The organism is Paenibacillus sp. ACRSA (genome assembly GCF_022346845.1).
Classification (GTDB): Bacteria; Bacillota; Bacilli; order Paenibacillales; family Paenibacillaceae; genus Paenibacillus.
The window spans coordinates 505,689-524,048 of record NZ_JAKRNP010000002.1 but is presented as its reverse complement, the minus strand read 5'-3'; the positions used below and the strand labels follow the sequence as shown (position 1 = coordinate 524,048).

The window sequence follows — 18,360 nt, the reverse complement described above, 5'->3', positions numbered from 1 at the left end:
GGTCTAACAGTTATCTCTCATTCATCTGTTAACGAAAAGACCTGTTGACTCTGTTCAGGGAGTGATACAATGCGCTTACAACCTTAAAATGAATACGTTTACATAAGGAGATGATGGGTTTGAAATGGTCAGTATTTACGGTAGCAACTCCTGATCTCAATGCGGAAGAGTTAGCAGCAGCGGCAGCTTCAGCCGGAATAGAAGGGATTGAATGGAGATTTCGCGGAATACCGGAAGATGCTTTGCAGGAAGAGCCGTCCTATTGGCGGAACAATCGGTGCTCCATTGATCCCGCCTCATGGGAGGAGCAAACTCCAATATTCCGTGAGGCAGCGCATAAGCATGGAAGGCAATCTATAGCGCTTGTACCTTATCTGAGCTGTGGTGACTTGCCAGCAACTGAACAGGCATTTCAGACGGCTAATTCGCTCGGTGCATCTATGATGCGTGTCGGTGTGCCGGGATATAATCGCACCACAAGTTATCCTGAGTTATATCGGGAGGCCGTGCGTTATCTGAGTGAAGTTCAGGAGATGGCTAAGCAATACAAGGTGAAGGCTTTAGTAGAGACACATCATCAGACGATTGCCCCAAGTGCTTCTTTGGCGTATCGACTGGTTCAATCATTGGATGCAGAGCATGTAGGTGTGTTATATGATCCAGGCAACCTGGTGCATGAGGGATACGAAAATCATCGAATGGGATTAGAGTTACTAGGTCCTTATCTCGCACATGTACATGTTAAAAATGCAGGATGGTTTCAGGATGATGCTGTTGAGAAGTTTTTGTCTGAACGACCTGGTAAAGATCAGAGTTCCTCACTAACAACGAAATGGAATTGTCCATGGCTCTCTTTAACAGAAGGAGTAGTGGATTGGGTACAGGTTGTAAGGGATTTACGAGCGGTTGGATACGATGGATATTACGGTATTGAGGATTTCAGTGGTGCGTTTAGCTCCGCTAAGATGTTACAGCATTTTGCAAATGTATTTCAGGCTATTAAGCAACAACTTGAAGAGGAGGTCGGCGTATGAGTTTAGTTCGGGTCGCAGTCATTGGAATCGGAAACATGGGAGCAGCACATGCCAGAACGTTAATCGCTGGAGAGGTGCCCGGTGCAGAACTTGTAGCGGTGTGTGATGTGAGACAGGAGATGGCCAAGTGGGCATCGGATAACTTTCCTGCTTCGGTAGTTTATTGGCAAGATGCAGAGCAGATGATGGGGTCAGGCACCATTGATGCCGTAATTATCGCAACACCTCACTACGACCATCCGGAGCAGGCCATTCAGGCATTTCGTCATGGCTTACATGTCATGATTGAGAAGCCGGCAGGTGTGTACACGAAGCAGGTACGGGAGATGAATGAGGCAGCAAGTGCTAGTGGAAAATGTTTCTCAATCATGTACAATCAACGAACTAATCCTTTATATATCAAGCTTAAGGATCTTATCGCTTCAGGCGAACTGGGCGAGATTAGACGGACGAACTGGATCATTACCAATTGGTATCGATCTCAGAGCTATTATGATTCTGGTGGCTGGCGTGCGACTTGGGCGGGCGAAGGTGGGGGCGTTCTGATTAATCAAGACCCTCACCAATTGGATCTGTGGCAATGGACGATCGGTATGATGCCTGTTCGTATGCGGGCGTTTTGTTCTTTTGGGAAGTACCGGAATATTGAAGTCGAAGATGATGTGACCGCATATGTGGAATATGCGAACGGCGCAACAGGGGTTTTTGTAACTACAACGGGCGAAGCGCCGGGCACGAATCGATTTGAAGTGAATGGTGATCGCGGGAAAATTGTAATTGAAGATGGAAAATTAACCTTCTGGCGTCTCCGTGAATCCGAGCCGGAGTTTAATCAACGATTTACTGGAGGGTTCGGACAGCCGGAATGCTGGAAATGTGATGTTCCGATTACCGGAGTAGAATCAGGTCACCCAGGATTAATTAGGAACTGGGTTGATGCAATCCGTACAGGTGCACCTCTTATCGCTCCAGGTGAAGAAGGCATTCATGGACTTACATTGTCTAATGCGATGCTTCTCTCAACATGGACAGATCATTGGGTTGATTTACCGATAGATGAAGAGTTGTTCTACGAACATTTACAAGAGCGTATTGCACAATCCGTCACGAAGAAAGATCAGGGCTATAGCAAGAATCAACCAGCAGACCTGACACAAACGTTCAAGTGAATGGATAGAATTGATGTACTTGTATTCAAAATAGAAGCGGGAAGAAGGGAATCACATGGCTAAAGATGGAATGTTCTATGCACCCAAAAGTGTAAAAAAAGAGGTCGTATGTGGTGAAGGTGAGTTCACAATCGCTGCTGTAGCATTGGATCATGGGCATATCTACGGCATGGTAGGGGGATTAGTTGAAGCGGGAGCGACTCTTAAATGGGTATATGACCCGGATCCCCTCAAAGTAGAAGCATTTCGTAAACAATTTCCTCAGGCTCAGGTAGCTCAATCTGAAGAGCAGGTGTTTGCTGATGATGAAGTGAAGCTGGTAGCAAGTGCGGCAATTACTTCCGAACGTGCACCGCTCGGCATGAGAGTTTTGGCGTCAGGCAAAGATTATTTTACGGATAAGGCTCCCTTTACAACATTGGATCAACTATCTCGTGCGCGTGAAGAGGTCAAGCGTACCGGCAAGAAATACATGGTCTATTATAGTGAGCGACTGCATGTTGAAAGTGCGATCTATGCAGGGCAATTAATTGATGAGGGTGCGATTGGAAAAGTCGTACAGGTAATGGGCACCGGACCTCATCGATTAAATGCGCCAGCTCGGCCAGACTGGTTCTTCCGTCATGAACAGTACGGTGGTATCCTCTGCGACATCGGTAGCCATCAGATCGAACAATTCCTGACGTTTGCCTCATGTACGGACGCAGAAGTGGCATTCAGCCGTGTGCATAATTTTAATCATCCACAATACCCTGAACTGGAGGATTTCGGAGAAGCTTCCCTGATTGGTAACAATGGATCATCAGGTTATTTCCGAGTAGACTGGTTCACACCAGATGGACTCAGAACTTGGGGCGATGGTCGTACCGTAATCCTCGGGACAGACGGTTACATTGAGTTGCGTAAATACATTGATGTAGGTCGAGAAACGCAAGGAGATCAGATTTATCTAGTCAATCACGAAGGTGAGTACCATTATGGTGTGAAAGGGCAGGTAGGGTATCCCTTCTTCGGAGATCTGATCCGTGATTGCCTGGCTCGGACAGAGAATGCGATGACCCAAGAGCATGCCTTCAAAGCGGCTGAGATCTGCCTGATTGCTCAGCACAAAGCGATGAGTGAACGAGTCATCTGGAGCGGTGGGACGAAGTAAAAGCTGTTATTCGTTTGAATCTAGTTAATTAAATAGGGTGATTTAAATTGAAGGCAGCCGTATGTAAAGGCTGCTCTTTGAGATGTAATTGTAACTTTTAAATGGAACAATATGGTTTAAACTAGATTTAGTTCGGAAAAAGATCAGAAATTTTAGTATTTACGAAGTTCATAAATTTGACGTTATCGGAACAGACTTGCAATAGGGTTAAAGACCTTGAGTAAATCGGACAAATATTGAAGGATCAAGAAGATATATGAAAAAGAAATCGAATGACATTGAAGAACAAAAACGATTTTTAGAATCGAAGTGAAATAGAAAAATAAAGTAACATTGAAAAGATCAAAAAACGTTGAAGTTCAAGGACAGATTGAAGAACAAAACAATGTCAGTAAAGGTCATAAAACCAAGAATCATGAGAGTCCGAAAAAACATAAAACCGATTAAGATGAAATAATGATTGGTAGAACAAGAGCAGTATGTAGTAGATTCGAAGAGGACAAGACCGTCCGATAACATAATATTCAAGCTGCGGCTCCTGTTGGAGCCTTGGTCTGCGGTAAGGAATTCGAAGAGGGGTTTCAGCAGACAACCCCGTTGGGGTTCATGAATACGACAACGTTAGGTGAAATTATCAGAAAGAAGGAGAAATATATAATGACTCACAAACTAATCATAGTTGATGGCATACCAGGCTCTGGGAAGTCAACACTTTCAGAAATGATATCTAAAGAGTTGGCTAAACAAGAAATCAACAATATTTTTTATCATGAATTAACTGAAAATCACCCACTATTTATATATGAGCGTAAATTTACAACCTTTAAAGATGAAGAGGAAGCAGAATATTTTTTAAATCGAGTTGTTGAATTGTTTAATAGTTTTGTAGAATCCCATAAGAATGAATCGGAAGTTATTATTATCGAAAGTGTATTATTTCAAGATACATTAAGTTTTGCATATAACATGGGAATGAATAGGCTTAAAATAGAAGAACTATTTAGAAAATTAGTAGATATATTAAGAAATATGAATCCTATTCTCATTTATATCTATCAATTAAACGTTAGAAGAAATTGGGAAATACTCGGCAAGATAAGAGGTGTAGAATGGATAGCTTCTTTACATACTCAAGAAGGATTAGATGAAGCTGAAAGAGATTGGAAACCGAATCAAGAATTTATTAAGTCATTGATTGAAGAATGGGAGATACCAAAATTAATTATTGAAAACAAAGATTATTTATGGGAGGAATATAATGAAAGAACTAAGGAATTTTTGAAAGCTAATTCAATGTTGTCTCATAAAATCACCTAACATCACATTCCTACTGCGGGGCATTCGCCAGAGGCGTTTCGAGGAAGAGGTTCAGGTGAAACATTGATTTCCCTAAGATAAGAGCTATCTAAGGGAATCAACTTCAGGAATGCAGGAACCTTAGAAGAAATAGACTGTGAAAGGAAATATATATGATAACAATCTCATGTACTAAGAAGCTATTTGATTCTAGCTCTTTTATCGAAGAACAGGACGATGAATTAGAGGATGAACTCTACAAATAGCATGCCAATATCTTTCGAATGGCTAAAAAGAATAACTTGATTATTATGAATAATAAGACAAGGTATTGCTTTATTTTGTTCGGAATTAGGAAGGAGCACTATAAGAATTTTAAAGATATTTTTCTAAATGCACTTATAGAAAATTTAAAGGCGGAAGGAATCTCTGAACCCTTAATTAACAACTACATTAGTAATGCCAACAGTATAAAGTTCATCAAGACGAATGATAGAAGCGTTCTTGGCTCAATGACAGATATGGTTAAAATAACTGATTTCATGATTGAAGATTATTTACCAATACAAGAAATGAATATCATTGAATTAAATAAAATAAACAACGGCACTCCATTAGTAAAGCTGAAAAAATTCCCAAATCAATTTATGAGGGAGGCTCTTAGTATCTGAGCCTACAGCCTCCGTCTAACATAATATTAAAAGCAGCGTCTCCTTCAGAGCTTTGGTCTGCGAGAAGGATTTCGGAGAGGGATTTCAACAGACAACCCCGTTGGGGTTCGTGAATACAGGAACGTTATATTTAAGGTCAGCAATTTGAATTAAATAAATGAAGGTGAATCAAAATGAACAAAACATTATTAGTCAAGTCTGCTTATTTGGTTGAACTGACTGAGAAAGAATTCTTAAATAAATATGATGAAATCATGTTATCAATTTCAAATGTTATAGGTAGAGATATTTCGGTTAGCTCTAATAAATTGCAATGGGAGAGTATCTCCACAATTTTACTTGATCCAGAAACAATAAACTGCGGTAGATGTAATAATTGCAAAAGTTGGGTAACAGATCGGGAAAAAGAAAATCATATTGATGAATTAAATAATGGTGCAACTGTTAATGGTAAAATACTTTGTGATGAATGCCTTCCAGAAGGTCACCCATGGGCGTTTTAAATAATCACAAAGAATTGTAAGTAAATTCAAGAAGGCTGATTCTTCATATAACATTGAATTCACGGTTTGGGCTGGCGTTCGCCGTCCCTCGGTCACCCGAGGTATGTAGTAATAGTAAAAGCAGGCGACACACCCGCACCACATGTTAAGTCCCTAAAGAAAAAATGTATGAATTGTGTGTGGATAGAAGATTAGATAAATGGGAAGGTGCAAAAATATTAGACGTGCCTGAAAAAACATTTGTTGCTTGGAGAACCCAATTTCGTTGTAGTCCAGATCATTTAAGATATGATGATGCTCCTTCCAAGCCACAGTCTACGGGGTGGATTTCAAAGAGGCATTTCAGCCAAGAACTAGAAACTTAATTAAAAGGAGAATTCTTTGAAGAAAAAGCTTGAAGAAGTTTTGGAATTATATCAGCAGTTCCAGCACAGTGGACAATCGCTGTATCTAGATTTCGAAGATTTACAGTACAATTTTGCAGAAGAGTTTAGAAAGCATGTACCACAAGATATAATTTATGCAGATTTTAGTACCTATACGGCATATACTTATGGGTTATCTTCAGGAGGTATAATCCAAAAACTTGAAGATCCATTAGAGCGATACAAAACGAGAGAATGGCTACAGAAATCATTTTTTGAATGGTTTCCAAAATACAGATTTATTGAAAGATATCAATTAAGTGAATATAAAACTCTTGATAAAGAATTGGAAATGATTAATGAATTGAGAAAAAAGCTGATTGAATTAATTGATTTGAAAGACAAAGAGTGAATTTGAAGCAGCTCAAGAAGAGTATTACTTCACATAACATAATATTCAAGCAGCGGCATTCGCCTTGGGTTAGGCAGTAGCCAGACACTCAGAATGCGCTGGGTCGTGAATACAGGAACGTTATGTGAAATTCTCAATTAAAACAAAAAGCAAGGTGAATGAATGAAGCAAATAAAAACTACTCAAATGCCTCCATACTTTAAGATGCTCAATTGTAATACCTTGAATGTTCTAGAAAAATTTCTAATTGGCGATAATTCAATTATGTTTTTGGATGTATATTACGAAGAAGATGTTGATACATTTTTGACCAACAGCAGTCTAACTAAATTGGATCATGTTATACAAGTTATTAATTATTCGAATAGAATTTGCTTTATTCCAGATATCAAGTCAGCGAAGGAATTAAGCAAAGAGTTTATGAACCAAGATTGGGGATTTTGTTGCATTGTTTTCGATAATAATTTAAAACCTCTTCTTTATATCAGAGGAATAGAGGAAGAAGGGGTACATGGAGTTAGAATTAAAGAGTTGGAGACTGGTGTTTACAACAAATATTTAATGAATTATCAAGAATAATAGGCGAAGTATTGCGCTGATTTATAAAGATTGTAAGAATTAGAGGTGAACTATGGAAATTCACTCAAAGAAAAATGAGGAGTTCAAACCAGATAAATTGTCTATAGAGATGAAAATTGAGGAAAGAAAAATATACAAGAATATAACAAAAGTGAAAGGTCGAATGATTTCTAGCGTTGATTGGAGACTAATGTTATACATCAATGAGAACAAATTAGATGAAGATGAAGTATTTGTTGTAGAAGAATTTTTTAAGTCTTTACTTAATCCAGGAACATATCCTCTATTTACATGCAGCTGTGGAGTATTTGGTTGTGGTGGTTACTATGTTGAAGTCGTTCATGAGACTGAAGGAATAATTTGGTTAACTGAGCAATCTCCTTTCAATGATCATACTATCGAGAGTTCTAATAAGTTTATTTTTTCATGGGTTCAGATTATAAAATTTTCTAAAGGATTAATACAAGAATTCGAGCATCTTAAAAGCATAATGAGTGCCAATGAGTTAGAATTTAATTTTGATATTGAAAAATATAACCTGATAATTACTGGAATTAAAGAAAGACAGTTAAACGCTAAAAATTTTTAAGCAGAATGAAAGAAGTTGCAATATATCATCTAACATTATATTTACGCTGCGAACATTCGTCCTTGATCTGGCATTTGCAACACAACGCCCTACAGGGTTCATGAATACAGTAACGTTAGGCGAAATCCATGTGAATTCAATTTAGGAGGGATTAAAGAAGATGAATAAGAAACTATTAGAACAGTTTGGAAATTTCAATAATTTTGTAAAATCAATTGATGATGTAACTTGGCAAAAGCCGATCTCTCCTGGAAAGTGGACGGTGAAGGAAGTCGTGGCTCATCTATGGAATTGGGATACATATACGTTGAATACGATGCTCCCACACATCAAAGATCAAGTAAAACTTCCAGAGTTCGTCGATCATGATACTCACAATTTAAAAGCGATAGAGAAGGCTAAAGAGTTTAAAGACAGAGAAAGTATGATTAAAACCTTTATTGAAACTCGCACTCATTTAGTCAATCAATTCCATAAGGTAGCTCATTCAGAAATTCAATTTTTTATAGGCAATGATAAACGACCTTATACCTATGAAAGATATCTAAAAATATTCGTACATCATGATGAACATCATAAGAAACAAATAGAAAACCTATTAGGGTGATTATAAAATAATGAAAAATGGGGAGGATCATTATGCCACTTTAAGATGCATTTATTACTTTTCCTAAGCTTGAAACAGAGAGGTTTATATTAAGAGAATTACGTTTGGAGGATGCGAAGGATTATTATAGTTATTTGTCGGATGATGAAGTAACAAAATATTGGGGATATAAAGGACCCAAAAATATTGAGACAGCTTCAAAGATATTCACAAGATTTGAAAACGCATTCAATATGAAAGTAATGATCACTTGGGGAATCGCTACCATAGAAGATGATAAAATTATTGGAACTTGCTTATTGAACGATTTCGTTAGAGCATCCATGGTTGACATATCCTACAACCTATCGAGAGAGTATTGGGGAAAGGGAATTATGACTGAAGTGCTCAGTACCATTATTCCGTATGCTTTTAATGTACTTGATATGAATCGAATACAAGCTAAAGTAATGCCTGAAAATAATTCATCTGTAAAACTCTTATCCAAGGTGGGGTTTGTGCAGGAGGGGCTACTAAGGGATTATATATTTGGTGAGATAATTACAGATACCTTGGTATTTTCCATTCTAAAGAAAGATTTAATTGAAGGCCCCTTAACATTAGAGCTACCTAAGGGGGTGAACACCAGAACTTTAGGTTAAATACCTGCTTTAATAAAAATCTCAGATAGAACTATTAGTATTAGTTATTTATAAGGAGGAGTCGACATGATTATTGTGCATGCACTTTTGAGAACAGAGTGGGAGTCAGCATTAGCAAAAGGAGTATATAAAGGAGATTCTCAAGAGAAGGAAGGATTTATTCATTGCTCCCCTATTGAGAAAATTGCATCTGTCGCCAATTATAATTTCAGAGGAGTAAAGGGATTAATATTACTTTGCATTGATGAATCAAAAGTAAAGTCTGAAGTTAGATGGGAAGATTTGTACAATGAAGGAAGAGAGTATCCACATATATATGGTGAGATGAATATAGACTCAGTAATAAAGACTGTTGATTTCGATCCTAATGAAAGCGGGACGTTTTTGTTACCTAAAGAATTAGAAGAGATGATATAAATAGAGGATTATAGACTGAAATTTTGAGGTGATTCATTGTATGGGATCTAGAATCATGCATTTGATTATAGGCTATAAAATTGCCGAAAGATTAAGCATTAAAGATCGAACTTCGTTTTTACTTGGTAGTGTTGCACCCGATGCTGTTCAGACAAAGGATGAATCTCATTTCTTTAAGGGCGAACACCAGAATTACTCCAGATATATTGACTATCATGGATTTTTTGATAAATATAAATCGCAATCTGATATCTATTATGTACTCGGATATTTTACACATTTAATTGCAGATGACCAGTGGCTGAAGGGATTCTTTATGCCATGGTTAAAGAATCGAATGGAAGCTGATACTGCACTGTATTCCTTGTATCATAATGATTTTAGATTACTCAATGGGAAGTTACTAGAACACTATGGTTTCACAGATGATATGAAAGAAGCACTCTACGGTTCACCGATGGTTATTGACCTGCAGGAGGTTAAATCCAATGATGTTAAAGAATTTGTGCCATATGTTTTAAGTGACATGGATTATGATAAAGAGGTCATTAATGAACCACTTAATGTCTTTAATTTTATACAGATTGAAGGGTATATTGAAACATCGGTGAATGTAGGGATAATGCATTTACAACAAATAATATAAATGTTTAACAGTGATCTCTGCGAGTTCAGGATAGGCAGGAACAGCATATAACATCATATCTACACCGAGGGCTTTGTCCTAGACTGCAAGAGGCTTTTCAGTTGGACAACCCTGAAAACCCTAGCCACTGTCGTGGCTGGCACATTAAACGAAGGAGATAATTTATGAAAGGTAAGATACTCTTATTATTTTTTATTACAATAATGCTATCATCTTGTCAGAATATTCAATCGACTACGTTAAACAGCGAAAATAAATCAATAAGTAACTCTGAACCGTCTTCTGATGTAGTGAGTGCAGATAATGAAACAGAATCAAAAGAAATAACGGAAAATCCATCAGAAACTTCTAACAATAAAGTGTTACCCATGAGCATTGGGAACCTTGATTCGAAAGGAGATTTTTCTGATGAAATGCTTCGAAATCCTATAGATTATGATTATGAAGAAGAATTTAATGAATTTCAAAACTCTAATGAGATTGTTACAACCATGGAATGGGGGGCGTTACAAGGTAAATATACAGAAATATGGGATAAGGAGTTGAACCAAATATATAAAAAGCTTCTTTCTAAGTTGGATGGAGAACCAAGAGAAGCCTTAATTGAAGCGCAAAAGGATTGGTTACAGTATCACTTAAAGGAAACAAAATTTGTAGAAGATACATTTATTTATAATGGTTACCTTGGATCAAGAGGACCGGTAAGCTTAGGCACAGTTATAAAGGAGAGATTAAGGGAGAGAACAATACAATTATTTGAATATCGATATTTAATAGATGGTGAAATTGAGTTTTTATACCAAGGTACAAAATAGAGTTGGAATCTTGATCAAAATTTTTTGAATGATGATGCTTCGAGAACAGTAAAGACACATAAGGTTGCATTTCGTAAATACAAGAACATGATGTGCAATTGGATGTCAGGGCAATAATCATAAATAGCATGTAATGGAGAGAACATGAATGAATTATGAGAAAGTAGCTCAATTCATCTGGACACATGGAAGATTAACAGAATGAAGATGGTGGATTCGGCAATGCACTTGAACCAGATCTACGGGCACCAGGCAGTCAATCACTTTATATGGAATTTGCGTTACGAACCTTATGCGATTGCAATATTAAAAATGAAGAACTTGCTCAAAAAGCATGTAAGTATATTGCTAAACACGCTGATTTAGAGAAAGGGATTCCAACTATTTTTTTCTCCTCAGCCCAATATCCAAGAGCAGAGCATTGGCAAAATTCATTTGCCACAGAACCATCATTCAGTAGGCTAACCGGACTTATCGGACTATTAAAATGGCAAGGTATAGATAATCCGTGGCTAGAAAAAGCAGTAGAAAGTTGTTTGGAGAACATTTCGTCTAATATATATGAAGATGCCCATACTATTTTGACTGCATTTTGTCTTTTAGAATGTTTACCTCAAACCGAGTATATCCGAGGGCTGTTTTTGAAATTATCTAATGAGTTATACTCCTCAAAGTTCTTCCGCATTGATGCCGATTCGAAACAATATGGTCTTTCACCTTTAGAATTTGCACCATCATCAACGTCTTACTGTAGAAGGATATTTACTGAAGACTTATTACTTAAGCATGTAGAAGTATTAGCAGCACAGCAGGAAAGTGATGGTGGATGGCAGATCAATTGGGAACCACCTGGAGAAACGGCGCGATTAGAATGGAGAGCTTATGTTACTCTAAAAAATTTAATGATATTGAACTCATATAAACCCTATAAATTAACCCTCTAAAAAGGATGAACAGAAAAATTGATAAAATCTATTAGTATTGATGAGTGGAATGGATCCACCTTTAATGAAGAAGTTGTTGTGAATCCTACATGGCCAGAGACTTTGGCTTTGTTAAGAAAACTTGATGGAGATAAATTTACATTAGTCTTTTTGGAGATATCAGACACAGATTCAGCATTAGTTGGAGGCGGGCCGGAGAATTTTATAGTGTCTATAACAATCGATGGCAATATATATACTCTTATGAACGACAAACAGGGAAAAAGTGAAACTAATCTGGTTATAGGTGGTCAGTTAGGGAATTATTGTGATAACATTTGTATAGAGTTAAATCCCATGCTTGAAGTAATACAGTATTATTATGAAACTGGAAAACTACTTAAAACACATCAATGGAAACAACAATAATCAAAGTAACTAATATGCTAAATTTGAGGTGTTGAATGTGTGGGAGAAACTATCAGAGTGTTGGAAAGCTAGTTTTGAAGAAGCTTGGGAAGCATATGCTCACGGTTCAATCCCTATCGGTGCAGTTATAGTTGATGCTAATAATAGAATAATTAGTAGAGGTAGAAATAGAATTAACGAAACAACGGCTCCAATCAAGCAAACGTGCTCCAATAGATTAGCGCATGCAGAGATAAATGCATTGTTACAACTGGATACGTTAGATTCAGAAGAACACAAAAACTACACACTTTATACAACGACAGAACCCTGTGTACTTTGTTTTGGTGCCATTATAATGTCAGGAGTTAAGAAAGTAAGATTTGCTGCAACTGATCCTATTGCAGGAGGTGCCAATCTAAATGATGCAGAGAATTCATTCATCAAGTCAAGAAACCTCGATATCAAGTGTGCTGATACATATCTAGGAGAACTTCAACGTGTGTTAAGGACTGACCAGGTTATAAGGGCTTTAGGCAAAGAGCAAGCAAATCGATTTTTGGATAAGTACAGAATGAAGTACCCTAAAGCAATTGAACTAGGAATAAAGTGGAATAGAGAAGGCAGATTACAAGAAGCATTGAGGAATAACGATCCTGTTGAATTGATTATTAATAATATATCGAAAGAGATTAAGGAGAGTTAAAATGTTAGAAGTTTTGCAAGTTCCCTATGAAGACAAAAGTATCCTAAGCAATTTGATCCAGTTCTATCGGTACGATTCGAGTGAATTTGATCAAAATGAACTGACTAATCATGGAATTTATCTTTACAAATACTTAGATCACCAGTGGACAGATGAATATCGAAAGCCATTTTATATAAAGGTTGATGGAGAGTTTGCAGGTTTCGTTCTTGTTTTGAAGGATATTCCTAAAGAATATGTAAAGGTAAGCACAGCAGTTCAGACAAACATAATTAGTGATTTTTTTATAATGCGTAAATTTAGAAATAAGGGATACGGACAACAAACAGCGAATTTCATTTTCAACACTTTTAGAGGTGCGTGGGAAGTAAGACAGACACCACAAAATAAACCAGCTAATTTATTTTGGAAGAAAGTAATTAATGATTTTACGGATGGAGATTATGAAGAATTTATTTTAGATAATGAGAGATGGAAAGGGCCTGTTCAAGTATTTGAAAATAAAGAATAATAATAATACGATCAAATGAGAGCGCTTAATCAATAGGCATATAGAAGGGATATGATTTCAATGAAAAGAGTTGACGTCGTTTACTCACTAATAACAGACCAGTTTAAAACTAAAGTTCTTGCAGTGAAAAATGCTGATCGAGCAAGTTGGTCTCCTCCTGGGGGAGCCGTTGAGTTAAATGAAACATTAAATCAAGCTGCGATTCGCGAGGTAAAAGAAGAGACAGGACTTGAAGTTAAAGTCCATGGGATTGTTGCGATCAATGAGTGCAAATTTGAAGACATTAATGAACATGTCATTTTTTATACGTTTAGGGCAGAGATTGTAGGTGGCGAAGAACAGATCATTAGACCAGATGAAATCTCTGAAATAGCATGGCTGGACATAGAACAAGCTGATGAATTCATGCCTTATTATAAAGGAGGATTTAAAAAGTTAATTCATGGAAATGAGAGTATGTATTTTAATGAAGGAAGAAAGTTACTGCAGAGTTGATTAAATTGGTATGAGCCGAGAGATAAGTGTTTCATAGACAACGAATTTACGAGTTAGCAATAATGTATAGAGGAGGCACATTTACATGAAGTTAGTTATACTCTTTGGGCCACAAGCCGTAGGAAAGATGACGGTGGGTCAATGTTTAGAAGCTAAAACAGATTTGAAATTATTTCATAATCACATGTCTATTGATTTTGTGTCTCCTTTTTTCGATTACGGGACACCTGCTGGAAAGCGAATTAGAAGCTGATTTGGAAGAACGTAAAAAACGAAATACGACTGGAAATAGGTTAGCACATAAACCTACTAAAAGAGACGTGAAATGGTCGGAGGCCGAACTGATTAAAACTTATGAAAAGCATAGGCTGAATTCAATGCCAGGGGAGATTACCAAACCCAATTATATGAGAATTAATACCATTGGACTAGAAGCAGATCAGGCAGCCGAGCTGATTAAAAAAGAATTTAATTTGTAAGGTAGAGATTCAATCAAAAAGGGTGGGAAATATGATTAAAGGAATCTTGTTTGATTTGGATGGGACATTGCTTGATCGTGAGCAATCATTAATTGCCTTCGTTCGTAATCAATATCATCGAATTCAGGCTTTTCAAAGCGTTGAGGAACCCATTTTTGTACAGAGATTTATTGAATTAGATCAGAAGGGGTATGTCTGGAAAGATAAAGTTTATCAAACGCTAATCAATGAATTTAATTTAGATCTGAATTGGGACGAATTATTGGAGGATTATATTCAATCATTTCAACATCATTGTATTGGTTTTCCAGGATTAATCGAGATTCTTGACTACTTGAAAGGCAAACAAATGAAATTAGGTATTATAACGAACGGATTCGGTAGATTTCAGATGAATAATATTAAAGGACTAGACATTGATCATTATTTTGATGGAATATTCGTTTCTGAAATTGAGGGTTTGCGTAAGCCAGACATTAAAATATTTAAAAGAGCCTTAGATCGTTTAGGATTGGAGCCTCAAGAATCGATATTTGTAGGAGACCATCCAGTAAATGATATCGATGCAAGTATTAACGCGGGTATGAAAGGAATTTGGAAAGAAGATGATTACTTTGGGAAACCTTCAACAGATTATTTGTCCATAAAGGACTTGGTAGAGATAAAGAGCATCATAGAACGTATTTCAAAGTAAATCATAATACCGAGAGATACATTTACAGAAATAGAGAGGTGACTGTTTGAAGGTATTTAGGAAGCAAGTTCGGAAAATAACTATAGACGGCGTTTTGTACTTATATGTAGTCGATGAACAAGATAATAATATCGTTTTACGCATCTATTCGAATCAGTTTAAATCCACATTTGCTGAATATCTCATTCGTTGGGGAGATCACTGGGATATTGGTGTTTACGAGCCAAAGTTGATTGCAAGACTAATCCAATATGCAGAATCAACCGGCTGGGAGAGTAATACAAGAAATAATAAAATTAAAATTGAGAACGCTTCAATGCTTATAAGAGAAATGATCAAAGAGAATCTATAATCTTTAAGGGAAATTAACAAGGAGCAAACCAATGAAAATGATCTCTTTGGAAGAGGCCAAAGACTTAGGTGTAGAAACGGCGTATCACCTTATGGATAACGGTGAAAAGCGATTTAGACTAATTAATAAAGATGGCAGCTCATATATCCGCACCCAAGGTCCCGAGAATGGCTCGTGGCAGAACAGTCACTATCACCAAGCATTAAAAGAATTATATGTTGTACAAGAAGGTTGGATTGCTTATGCAGAACTTGATGAACAGAATCAATTTTCTTTGAGAATCTTAGAGAAAGACGACAGCGTCATGGTTCCTCCATTAAGACCGCATAACATCTACATGTCATCATTAGCGGTTACCCATGTTATTAAATTTGGTGGAAATCGTGAGATTAAGCCAGATTGGTTTGCTTCACCTCAATTAGACCTTCTGACCAAGCACATTTCAGAGATAGACTTACTTACAAGTAAAGGATGATAAGAGAAATGGAAAAAGGAAAAATTATATTTTTGAATGGTGTAACCAGCTCAGGCAAAACATCCATCGTAGAAGCAATGCAATCATACACTGAGCCGTTTTTTTATGTTGTAGCTAATGATCTTTTTGAAAATACGATTGGGGATAAGCATCTCCAAACAGACTACTGGAAGTACTTAAGTGAAGCGATTATTATGATGTATCACACAGCAAAACTATTTTCAGATCATGGAAAGCACGTATTAATTGATGGAATACTTGTTGAAAGACCAGAGTTACAATCGCATTATGAACAAGTCCAAGAGATTTTTGCAGGGTATCCTCTGGATATCGTTGAGGTGCATTGCCCATTAGATCTATGTCGGAAGCGAAATATTGATCGTGGTGATCGTGGTGAAAAGCAATCAGATGAGCAACACAAAATAATGGCTAAAAACATTCATTATAGCTATTCCATAGATACAAGCTTGAACACGCCAGAGGAGTGTGCTGACAAGATTATCGAGCATTATTTCCCACAGTGAAGTTAGTATTGAAAGATCTCAAGTGAAGTATATGTGAATGATGAGAAATAAAAGGAGCGAAGCATATGATAGATATCTCTCATATTGCACCAACAGATCCAATTAAAATTATTATAGGTGCTTCTTCACAAAGTTATGAAGGGTGGATACAAACTCAAGAGAATGAATTGAATTTGCTACGATTGGAAGATTGGGAGCAAAGTTTCAAAGATCGAAGAATCGAGGCCATCTTATCAGAGCACGTCTGGGAGCACATGACTTACGAAGAGGGAGTCCAAGCCGCTAAGATATGCTATAAGTATCTACATACGAAAGGGTATATTCGCTGCGCGGTTCCGGATGGTTATTTTGCAAATGAAGATTATCAGAATCTAGTTAAGATTGGCGGTCCAGGACCTCTCGATCATCCAGCGGCAAGTCATAAGATCATACATAATCATAAGACACTCACTCGTATGTTTGAGGAAGCCGGCTTTGAAGTTGAGTTATTGGAATACTGGGATGAAGATGGACGTTTTCATTCTCGAGATTGGAATCCAGAAAAGGGATACATCTATAGGTCTAAGCGATATGATCATCGAAATCAGAATGGTAATTTGGGTTTTACCTCTCTAATTGTAGATGCGGTTAAGAAATAGTTACCTTAAAGCTCGCTGACTCAAGAGGAGTTATGGTTGTACCATCCTGTGCAATTAAAGAAACAGTGACCTCAATAGTGCCTTGATTCTCTAAATGGTCTAAATCAATAGAAATGGATCTACGTTGAAATTCATCAAATATCCCCTCTGTTTTCATAACGGTATCATCGTTAAATATTTGGCCTTGTGTATCTTGAATCGTAACTTGAAAAATCCGATCTGGAATGTTTGCAGTTTGATTAGGTTGATAGTTCTTTTTACGGTACCATAGTCCAAACTGAAGTTTTTTTGACTGGGGTAGGTAGTAAACTTCTGTGAGATGCACATCCGGATTGGATAACGTTTGATTTTGCGCTGTAAGCTGAATCGGTTCCTCATCGTTCTCATAAGGATCATCCCACTGTAATGGCGGAGTTGTACCTGTTTTGAGAGCGATAATTTCCCTGTCTTTATATAGATAAATTCCCGTTAGAATAATGACTACTGAGATTATAGCAATAAAAATTTTGTGTTTCACCAGTCATCCCACCTTTTTAAATGATATAGCCTAGCTGCCTGCCTATTAGGGTTGATATATACCGTTCTTCATAATCGTTAGTTCAGATAACTTCCCCACTATAGTAAAACTCGGTAAATCTTCTCTAGGATGATAAAATCCCTTAGCTTTATGTCTCGTTATTTTTCAGATTTTGATTATAATTATGATTAAACCATAAAATGGTTTTTAAATACTTTTGAAATTAGAACGCTATCACGAATAAACATAGTAATAACGATGTTCTTAGGAGGAATGAAATGAACAGCCTATTTGAACAAGTTCATGCTAATGAGATTGTGGAGCGTCTCAACCAATTACGTCCGGATGCGGAGCCCCGATGGGGTAAGATGAATGTTTCACAAATGCTGGCTCACTGCTCGGCTTTTCAGGAGATAGCAAGGGGGAACTCTACATCTGCAAGAAGCTGGCTAGGATTAGTCATCGGTAAACTAGTGAAACCCGTATTTTACAACGATAAGCCATTGCCGCAGAATATGTCCACGATCCCTGAGATTATGATTGTAGATGAGAGGGAGTTTGAATTAGAAAAGAAAATGTTAATCCAGAAGATCATTACGTTCCAACATGATGGACCTGAGAAATGTACAAAAAAACCGCACCCTTTCTTTGGCAAGCTATCTCTCGAAGAATGGGGTAAGGGGCTCTATAAACATCTAGACCATCATTTAAAGCAATTTGGCGTGTAGGTAAACGAAAGAA

25 protein-coding genes and 1 pseudogene are annotated in these 18,360 nt (G+C 37.1%); 25 read left to right on the top strand and 1 reads right to left on the bottom strand.

What is annotated here, in order from left to right; all coding sequences use genetic code 11:
- Positions 1-119: 119 nt before the first annotated feature.
- The 24 genes and pseudogenes from MH215_RS07290 to MH215_RS07175 all read left to right on the top strand — a co-directional run bounded on the left by MH215_RS07290 (position 120) and on the right by MH215_RS07175 (position 17,102).
- The gene (locus tag MH215_RS07290; protein ID WP_239289410.1) at positions 120-1,034 is read left to right on the top strand and encodes a sugar phosphate isomerase/epimerase family protein; all 915 of its coding nucleotides are present in this window, start codon (positions 120-122) and stop codon (positions 1,032-1,034) included.
- Positions 1,031-2,203, top strand: coding sequence for a Gfo/Idh/MocA family protein (locus tag MH215_RS07285; protein WP_239289409.1), 1,173 nt, complete (start codon positions 1,031-1,033; stop codon positions 2,201-2,203). Before MH215_RS07290 ends, MH215_RS07285 begins: the two co-directional genes overlap by 4 nt.
- 55 nt (positions 2,204-2,258) lie before the next feature.
- On the top strand, positions 2,259-3,356 hold the full coding sequence (locus tag MH215_RS07280) for a Gfo/Idh/MocA family protein (RefSeq protein ID WP_239289408.1): 1,098 nt from the start codon (positions 2,259-2,261) through the stop codon (positions 3,354-3,356).
- Between the two features lie 657 nt (positions 3,357-4,013).
- Positions 4,014-4,673 (top strand): P-loop NTPase family protein, encoded by a 660-nt coding sequence (locus MH215_RS07275; protein ID WP_239289407.1) that lies wholly within the window; start codon positions 4,014-4,016, stop codon positions 4,671-4,673.
- Between the two features lie 254 nt (positions 4,674-4,927).
- Positions 4,928-5,323: a DUF6933 domain-containing protein gene (locus MH215_RS07270; protein WP_481857429.1), complete on the top strand. Its 396-nt coding sequence runs from the start codon at positions 4,928-4,930 to the stop codon at positions 5,321-5,323.
- A gap of 173 nt (positions 5,324-5,496) precedes the next feature.
- Entirely contained in the window at positions 5,497-5,826 is a 330-nt protein-coding gene (locus tag MH215_RS07265; RefSeq protein WP_239289405.1) for a hypothetical protein, read from the top strand.
- Between the two features lie 381 nt (positions 5,827-6,207).
- Positions 6,208-6,603: a YxiJ-like family protein gene (locus tag MH215_RS07260; protein ID WP_239289404.1), complete on the top strand. Its 396-nt coding sequence runs from the start codon at positions 6,208-6,210 to the stop codon at positions 6,601-6,603.
- A 162-nt stretch (positions 6,604-6,765) separates the two neighbouring features.
- Entirely contained in the window at positions 6,766-7,182 is a 417-nt protein-coding gene (locus tag MH215_RS07255; protein WP_239289402.1) for a hypothetical protein, read from the top strand.
- Positions 7,183-7,234: 52 nt separating this feature from the next.
- On the top strand, positions 7,235-7,771 hold the full coding sequence (locus MH215_RS07250) for a hypothetical protein (RefSeq protein ID WP_239289401.1): 537 nt from the start codon (positions 7,235-7,237) through the stop codon (positions 7,769-7,771).
- A 160-nt stretch (positions 7,772-7,931) separates the two neighbouring features.
- Positions 7,932-8,378 carry a DinB family protein gene (locus tag MH215_RS07245; RefSeq protein WP_239289400.1) on the top strand — a complete coding sequence of 149 codons (447 nt, stop codon included), beginning with the start codon at positions 7,932-7,934 and terminating at the stop codon, positions 8,376-8,378.
- 53 nt (positions 8,379-8,431) lie between these two features.
- Positions 8,432-9,019: a GNAT family N-acetyltransferase gene (locus tag MH215_RS07240; protein ID WP_343224554.1), complete on the top strand. Its 588-nt coding sequence runs from the start codon at positions 8,432-8,434 to the stop codon at positions 9,017-9,019.
- Positions 9,020-9,085: 66 nt separating this feature from the next.
- Positions 9,086-9,436 carry a DUF952 domain-containing protein gene (locus MH215_RS07235; RefSeq protein ID WP_239289398.1) on the top strand — a complete coding sequence of 117 codons (351 nt, stop codon included), beginning with the start codon at positions 9,086-9,088 and terminating at the stop codon, positions 9,434-9,436.
- Between the two features lie 40 nt (positions 9,437-9,476).
- Entirely contained in the window at positions 9,477-10,082 is a 606-nt protein-coding gene (locus MH215_RS07230; protein ID WP_239289397.1) for a zinc dependent phospholipase C family protein, read from the top strand.
- A 164-nt stretch (positions 10,083-10,246) separates the two neighbouring features.
- Positions 10,247-10,897, top strand: a complete 651-nt coding sequence (locus tag MH215_RS07225) for a lysozyme inhibitor LprI family protein (RefSeq protein ID WP_239289396.1) — start codon at positions 10,247-10,249, stop codon at positions 10,895-10,897.
- Positions 10,898-11,166: 269 nt separating this feature from the next.
- On the top strand, positions 11,167-11,841 hold the full coding sequence (locus tag MH215_RS07220) for a hypothetical protein (protein ID WP_239289395.1): 675 nt from the start codon (positions 11,167-11,169) through the stop codon (positions 11,839-11,841).
- An 18-nt stretch (positions 11,842-11,859) separates the two neighbouring features.
- Positions 11,860-12,249: a hypothetical protein gene (locus MH215_RS07215; protein WP_239289394.1), complete on the top strand. Its 390-nt coding sequence runs from the start codon at positions 11,860-11,862 to the stop codon at positions 12,247-12,249.
- Positions 12,250-12,286: 37 nt separating this feature from the next.
- Positions 12,287-12,934 carry a nucleoside deaminase gene (locus MH215_RS07210; protein ID WP_239289392.1) on the top strand — a complete coding sequence of 216 codons (648 nt, stop codon included), beginning with the start codon at positions 12,287-12,289 and terminating at the stop codon, positions 12,932-12,934.
- A 1-nt stretch (position 12,935) separates the two neighbouring features.
- Positions 12,936-13,445 carry a GNAT family N-acetyltransferase gene (locus MH215_RS07205; protein WP_239289391.1) on the top strand — a complete coding sequence of 170 codons (510 nt, stop codon included), beginning with the start codon at positions 12,936-12,938 and terminating at the stop codon, positions 13,443-13,445.
- 60 nt (positions 13,446-13,505) lie between these two features.
- The gene (locus tag MH215_RS07200; protein ID WP_239289390.1) at positions 13,506-13,940 is read left to right on the top strand and encodes an NUDIX hydrolase; all 435 of its coding nucleotides are present in this window, start codon (positions 13,506-13,508) and stop codon (positions 13,938-13,940) included.
- 85 nt (positions 13,941-14,025) lie between these two features.
- Positions 14,026-14,419, top strand: a pseudogene (locus MH215_RS07195) (shikimate kinase).
- Between the two features lie 31 nt (positions 14,420-14,450).
- Entirely contained in the window at positions 14,451-15,113 is a 663-nt protein-coding gene (locus MH215_RS07190) for an HAD family hydrolase (protein WP_239289389.1), read from the top strand.
- A 383-nt stretch (positions 15,114-15,496) separates the two neighbouring features.
- On the top strand, positions 15,497-15,940 hold the full coding sequence (locus tag MH215_RS07185; RefSeq protein WP_239289388.1) for a hypothetical protein: 444 nt from the start codon (positions 15,497-15,499) through the stop codon (positions 15,938-15,940).
- An 8-nt stretch (positions 15,941-15,948) separates the two neighbouring features.
- A complete protein-coding gene (locus MH215_RS07180; RefSeq protein WP_239289387.1) occupies positions 15,949-16,464 on the top strand; it encodes a phosphotransferase-like protein in 516 nt (171 codons plus the stop codon).
- A gap of 65 nt (positions 16,465-16,529) precedes the next feature.
- A complete protein-coding gene (locus MH215_RS07175; protein WP_239289386.1) occupies positions 16,530-17,102 on the top strand; it encodes a class I SAM-dependent methyltransferase in 573 nt (190 codons plus the stop codon).
- On the opposite strand, the gene MH215_RS07170 is transcribed toward MH215_RS07175, so the two are convergent.
- Entirely contained in the window at positions 17,092-17,619 is a 528-nt protein-coding gene (locus MH215_RS07170) for a hypothetical protein (RefSeq protein ID WP_239289385.1), read from the bottom strand. The genes MH215_RS07175 and MH215_RS07170 overlap by 11 nt on opposite strands.
- A gap of 278 nt (positions 17,620-17,897) precedes the next feature.
- Between MH215_RS07170 and MH215_RS07165 the strand changes: the two genes are divergently transcribed.
- Positions 17,898-18,347 carry a DUF1569 domain-containing protein gene (locus MH215_RS07165; RefSeq protein WP_239289384.1) on the top strand — a complete coding sequence of 150 codons (450 nt, stop codon included), beginning with the start codon at positions 17,898-17,900 and terminating at the stop codon, positions 18,345-18,347.
- The last annotated feature ends 13 nt before the right edge of the window (positions 18,348-18,360 follow it).

Excerpts from the sequence above, each read along its gene's own strand:
- MH215_RS07285 (WP_239289409.1), top strand. The coding sequence starts at position 1,031 with ATGAGTTTAGTTCGGGTCGCAGTCATTGGAATCGGAAACATGGGAGCA.
- MH215_RS07280 (WP_239289408.1), top strand. The coding sequence starts at position 2,259 with ATGGCTAAAGATGGAATGTTCTATGCACCCAAAAGTGTAAAAAAAGAG.
- MH215_RS07275 (WP_239289407.1), top strand. The coding sequence starts at position 4,014 with ATGACTCACAAACTAATCATAGTTGATGGCATACCAGGCTCTGGGAAG.
- MH215_RS07265 (WP_239289405.1), top strand. The coding sequence starts at position 5,497 with ATGAACAAAACATTATTAGTCAAGTCTGCTTATTTGGTTGAACTGACT.
- MH215_RS07255 (WP_239289402.1), top strand. The coding sequence starts at position 6,766 with ATGAAGCAAATAAAAACTACTCAAATGCCTCCATACTTTAAGATGCTC.
- MH215_RS07250 (WP_239289401.1), top strand. The coding sequence starts at position 7,235 with ATGGAAATTCACTCAAAGAAAAATGAGGAGTTCAAACCAGATAAATTG.
- MH215_RS07245 (WP_239289400.1), top strand. The coding sequence starts at position 7,932 with ATGAATAAGAAACTATTAGAACAGTTTGGAAATTTCAATAATTTTGTA.
- MH215_RS07235 (WP_239289398.1), top strand. The coding sequence starts at position 9,086 with ATGATTATTGTGCATGCACTTTTGAGAACAGAGTGGGAGTCAGCATTA.
- MH215_RS07230 (WP_239289397.1), top strand. The coding sequence starts at position 9,477 with ATGGGATCTAGAATCATGCATTTGATTATAGGCTATAAAATTGCCGAA.
- MH215_RS07225 (WP_239289396.1), top strand. The coding sequence starts at position 10,247 with ATGAAAGGTAAGATACTCTTATTATTTTTTATTACAATAATGCTATCA.
- MH215_RS07220 (WP_239289395.1), top strand. The coding sequence starts at position 11,167 with ATGGAATTTGCGTTACGAACCTTATGCGATTGCAATATTAAAAATGAA.
- MH215_RS07205 (WP_239289391.1), top strand. The coding sequence starts at position 12,936 with ATGTTAGAAGTTTTGCAAGTTCCCTATGAAGACAAAAGTATCCTAAGC.
- MH215_RS07200 (WP_239289390.1), top strand. The coding sequence starts at position 13,506 with ATGAAAAGAGTTGACGTCGTTTACTCACTAATAACAGACCAGTTTAAA.
- MH215_RS07190 (WP_239289389.1), top strand. The coding sequence starts at position 14,451 with ATGATTAAAGGAATCTTGTTTGATTTGGATGGGACATTGCTTGATCGT.
- MH215_RS07185 (WP_239289388.1), top strand. The coding sequence starts at position 15,497 with ATGAAAATGATCTCTTTGGAAGAGGCCAAAGACTTAGGTGTAGAAACG.
- MH215_RS07180 (WP_239289387.1), top strand. The coding sequence starts at position 15,949 with ATGGAAAAAGGAAAAATTATATTTTTGAATGGTGTAACCAGCTCAGGC.
- MH215_RS07175 (WP_239289386.1), top strand. The coding sequence starts at position 16,530 with ATGATAGATATCTCTCATATTGCACCAACAGATCCAATTAAAATTATT.
- MH215_RS07165 (WP_239289384.1), top strand. The coding sequence starts at position 17,898 with ATGAACAGCCTATTTGAACAAGTTCATGCTAATGAGATTGTGGAGCGT.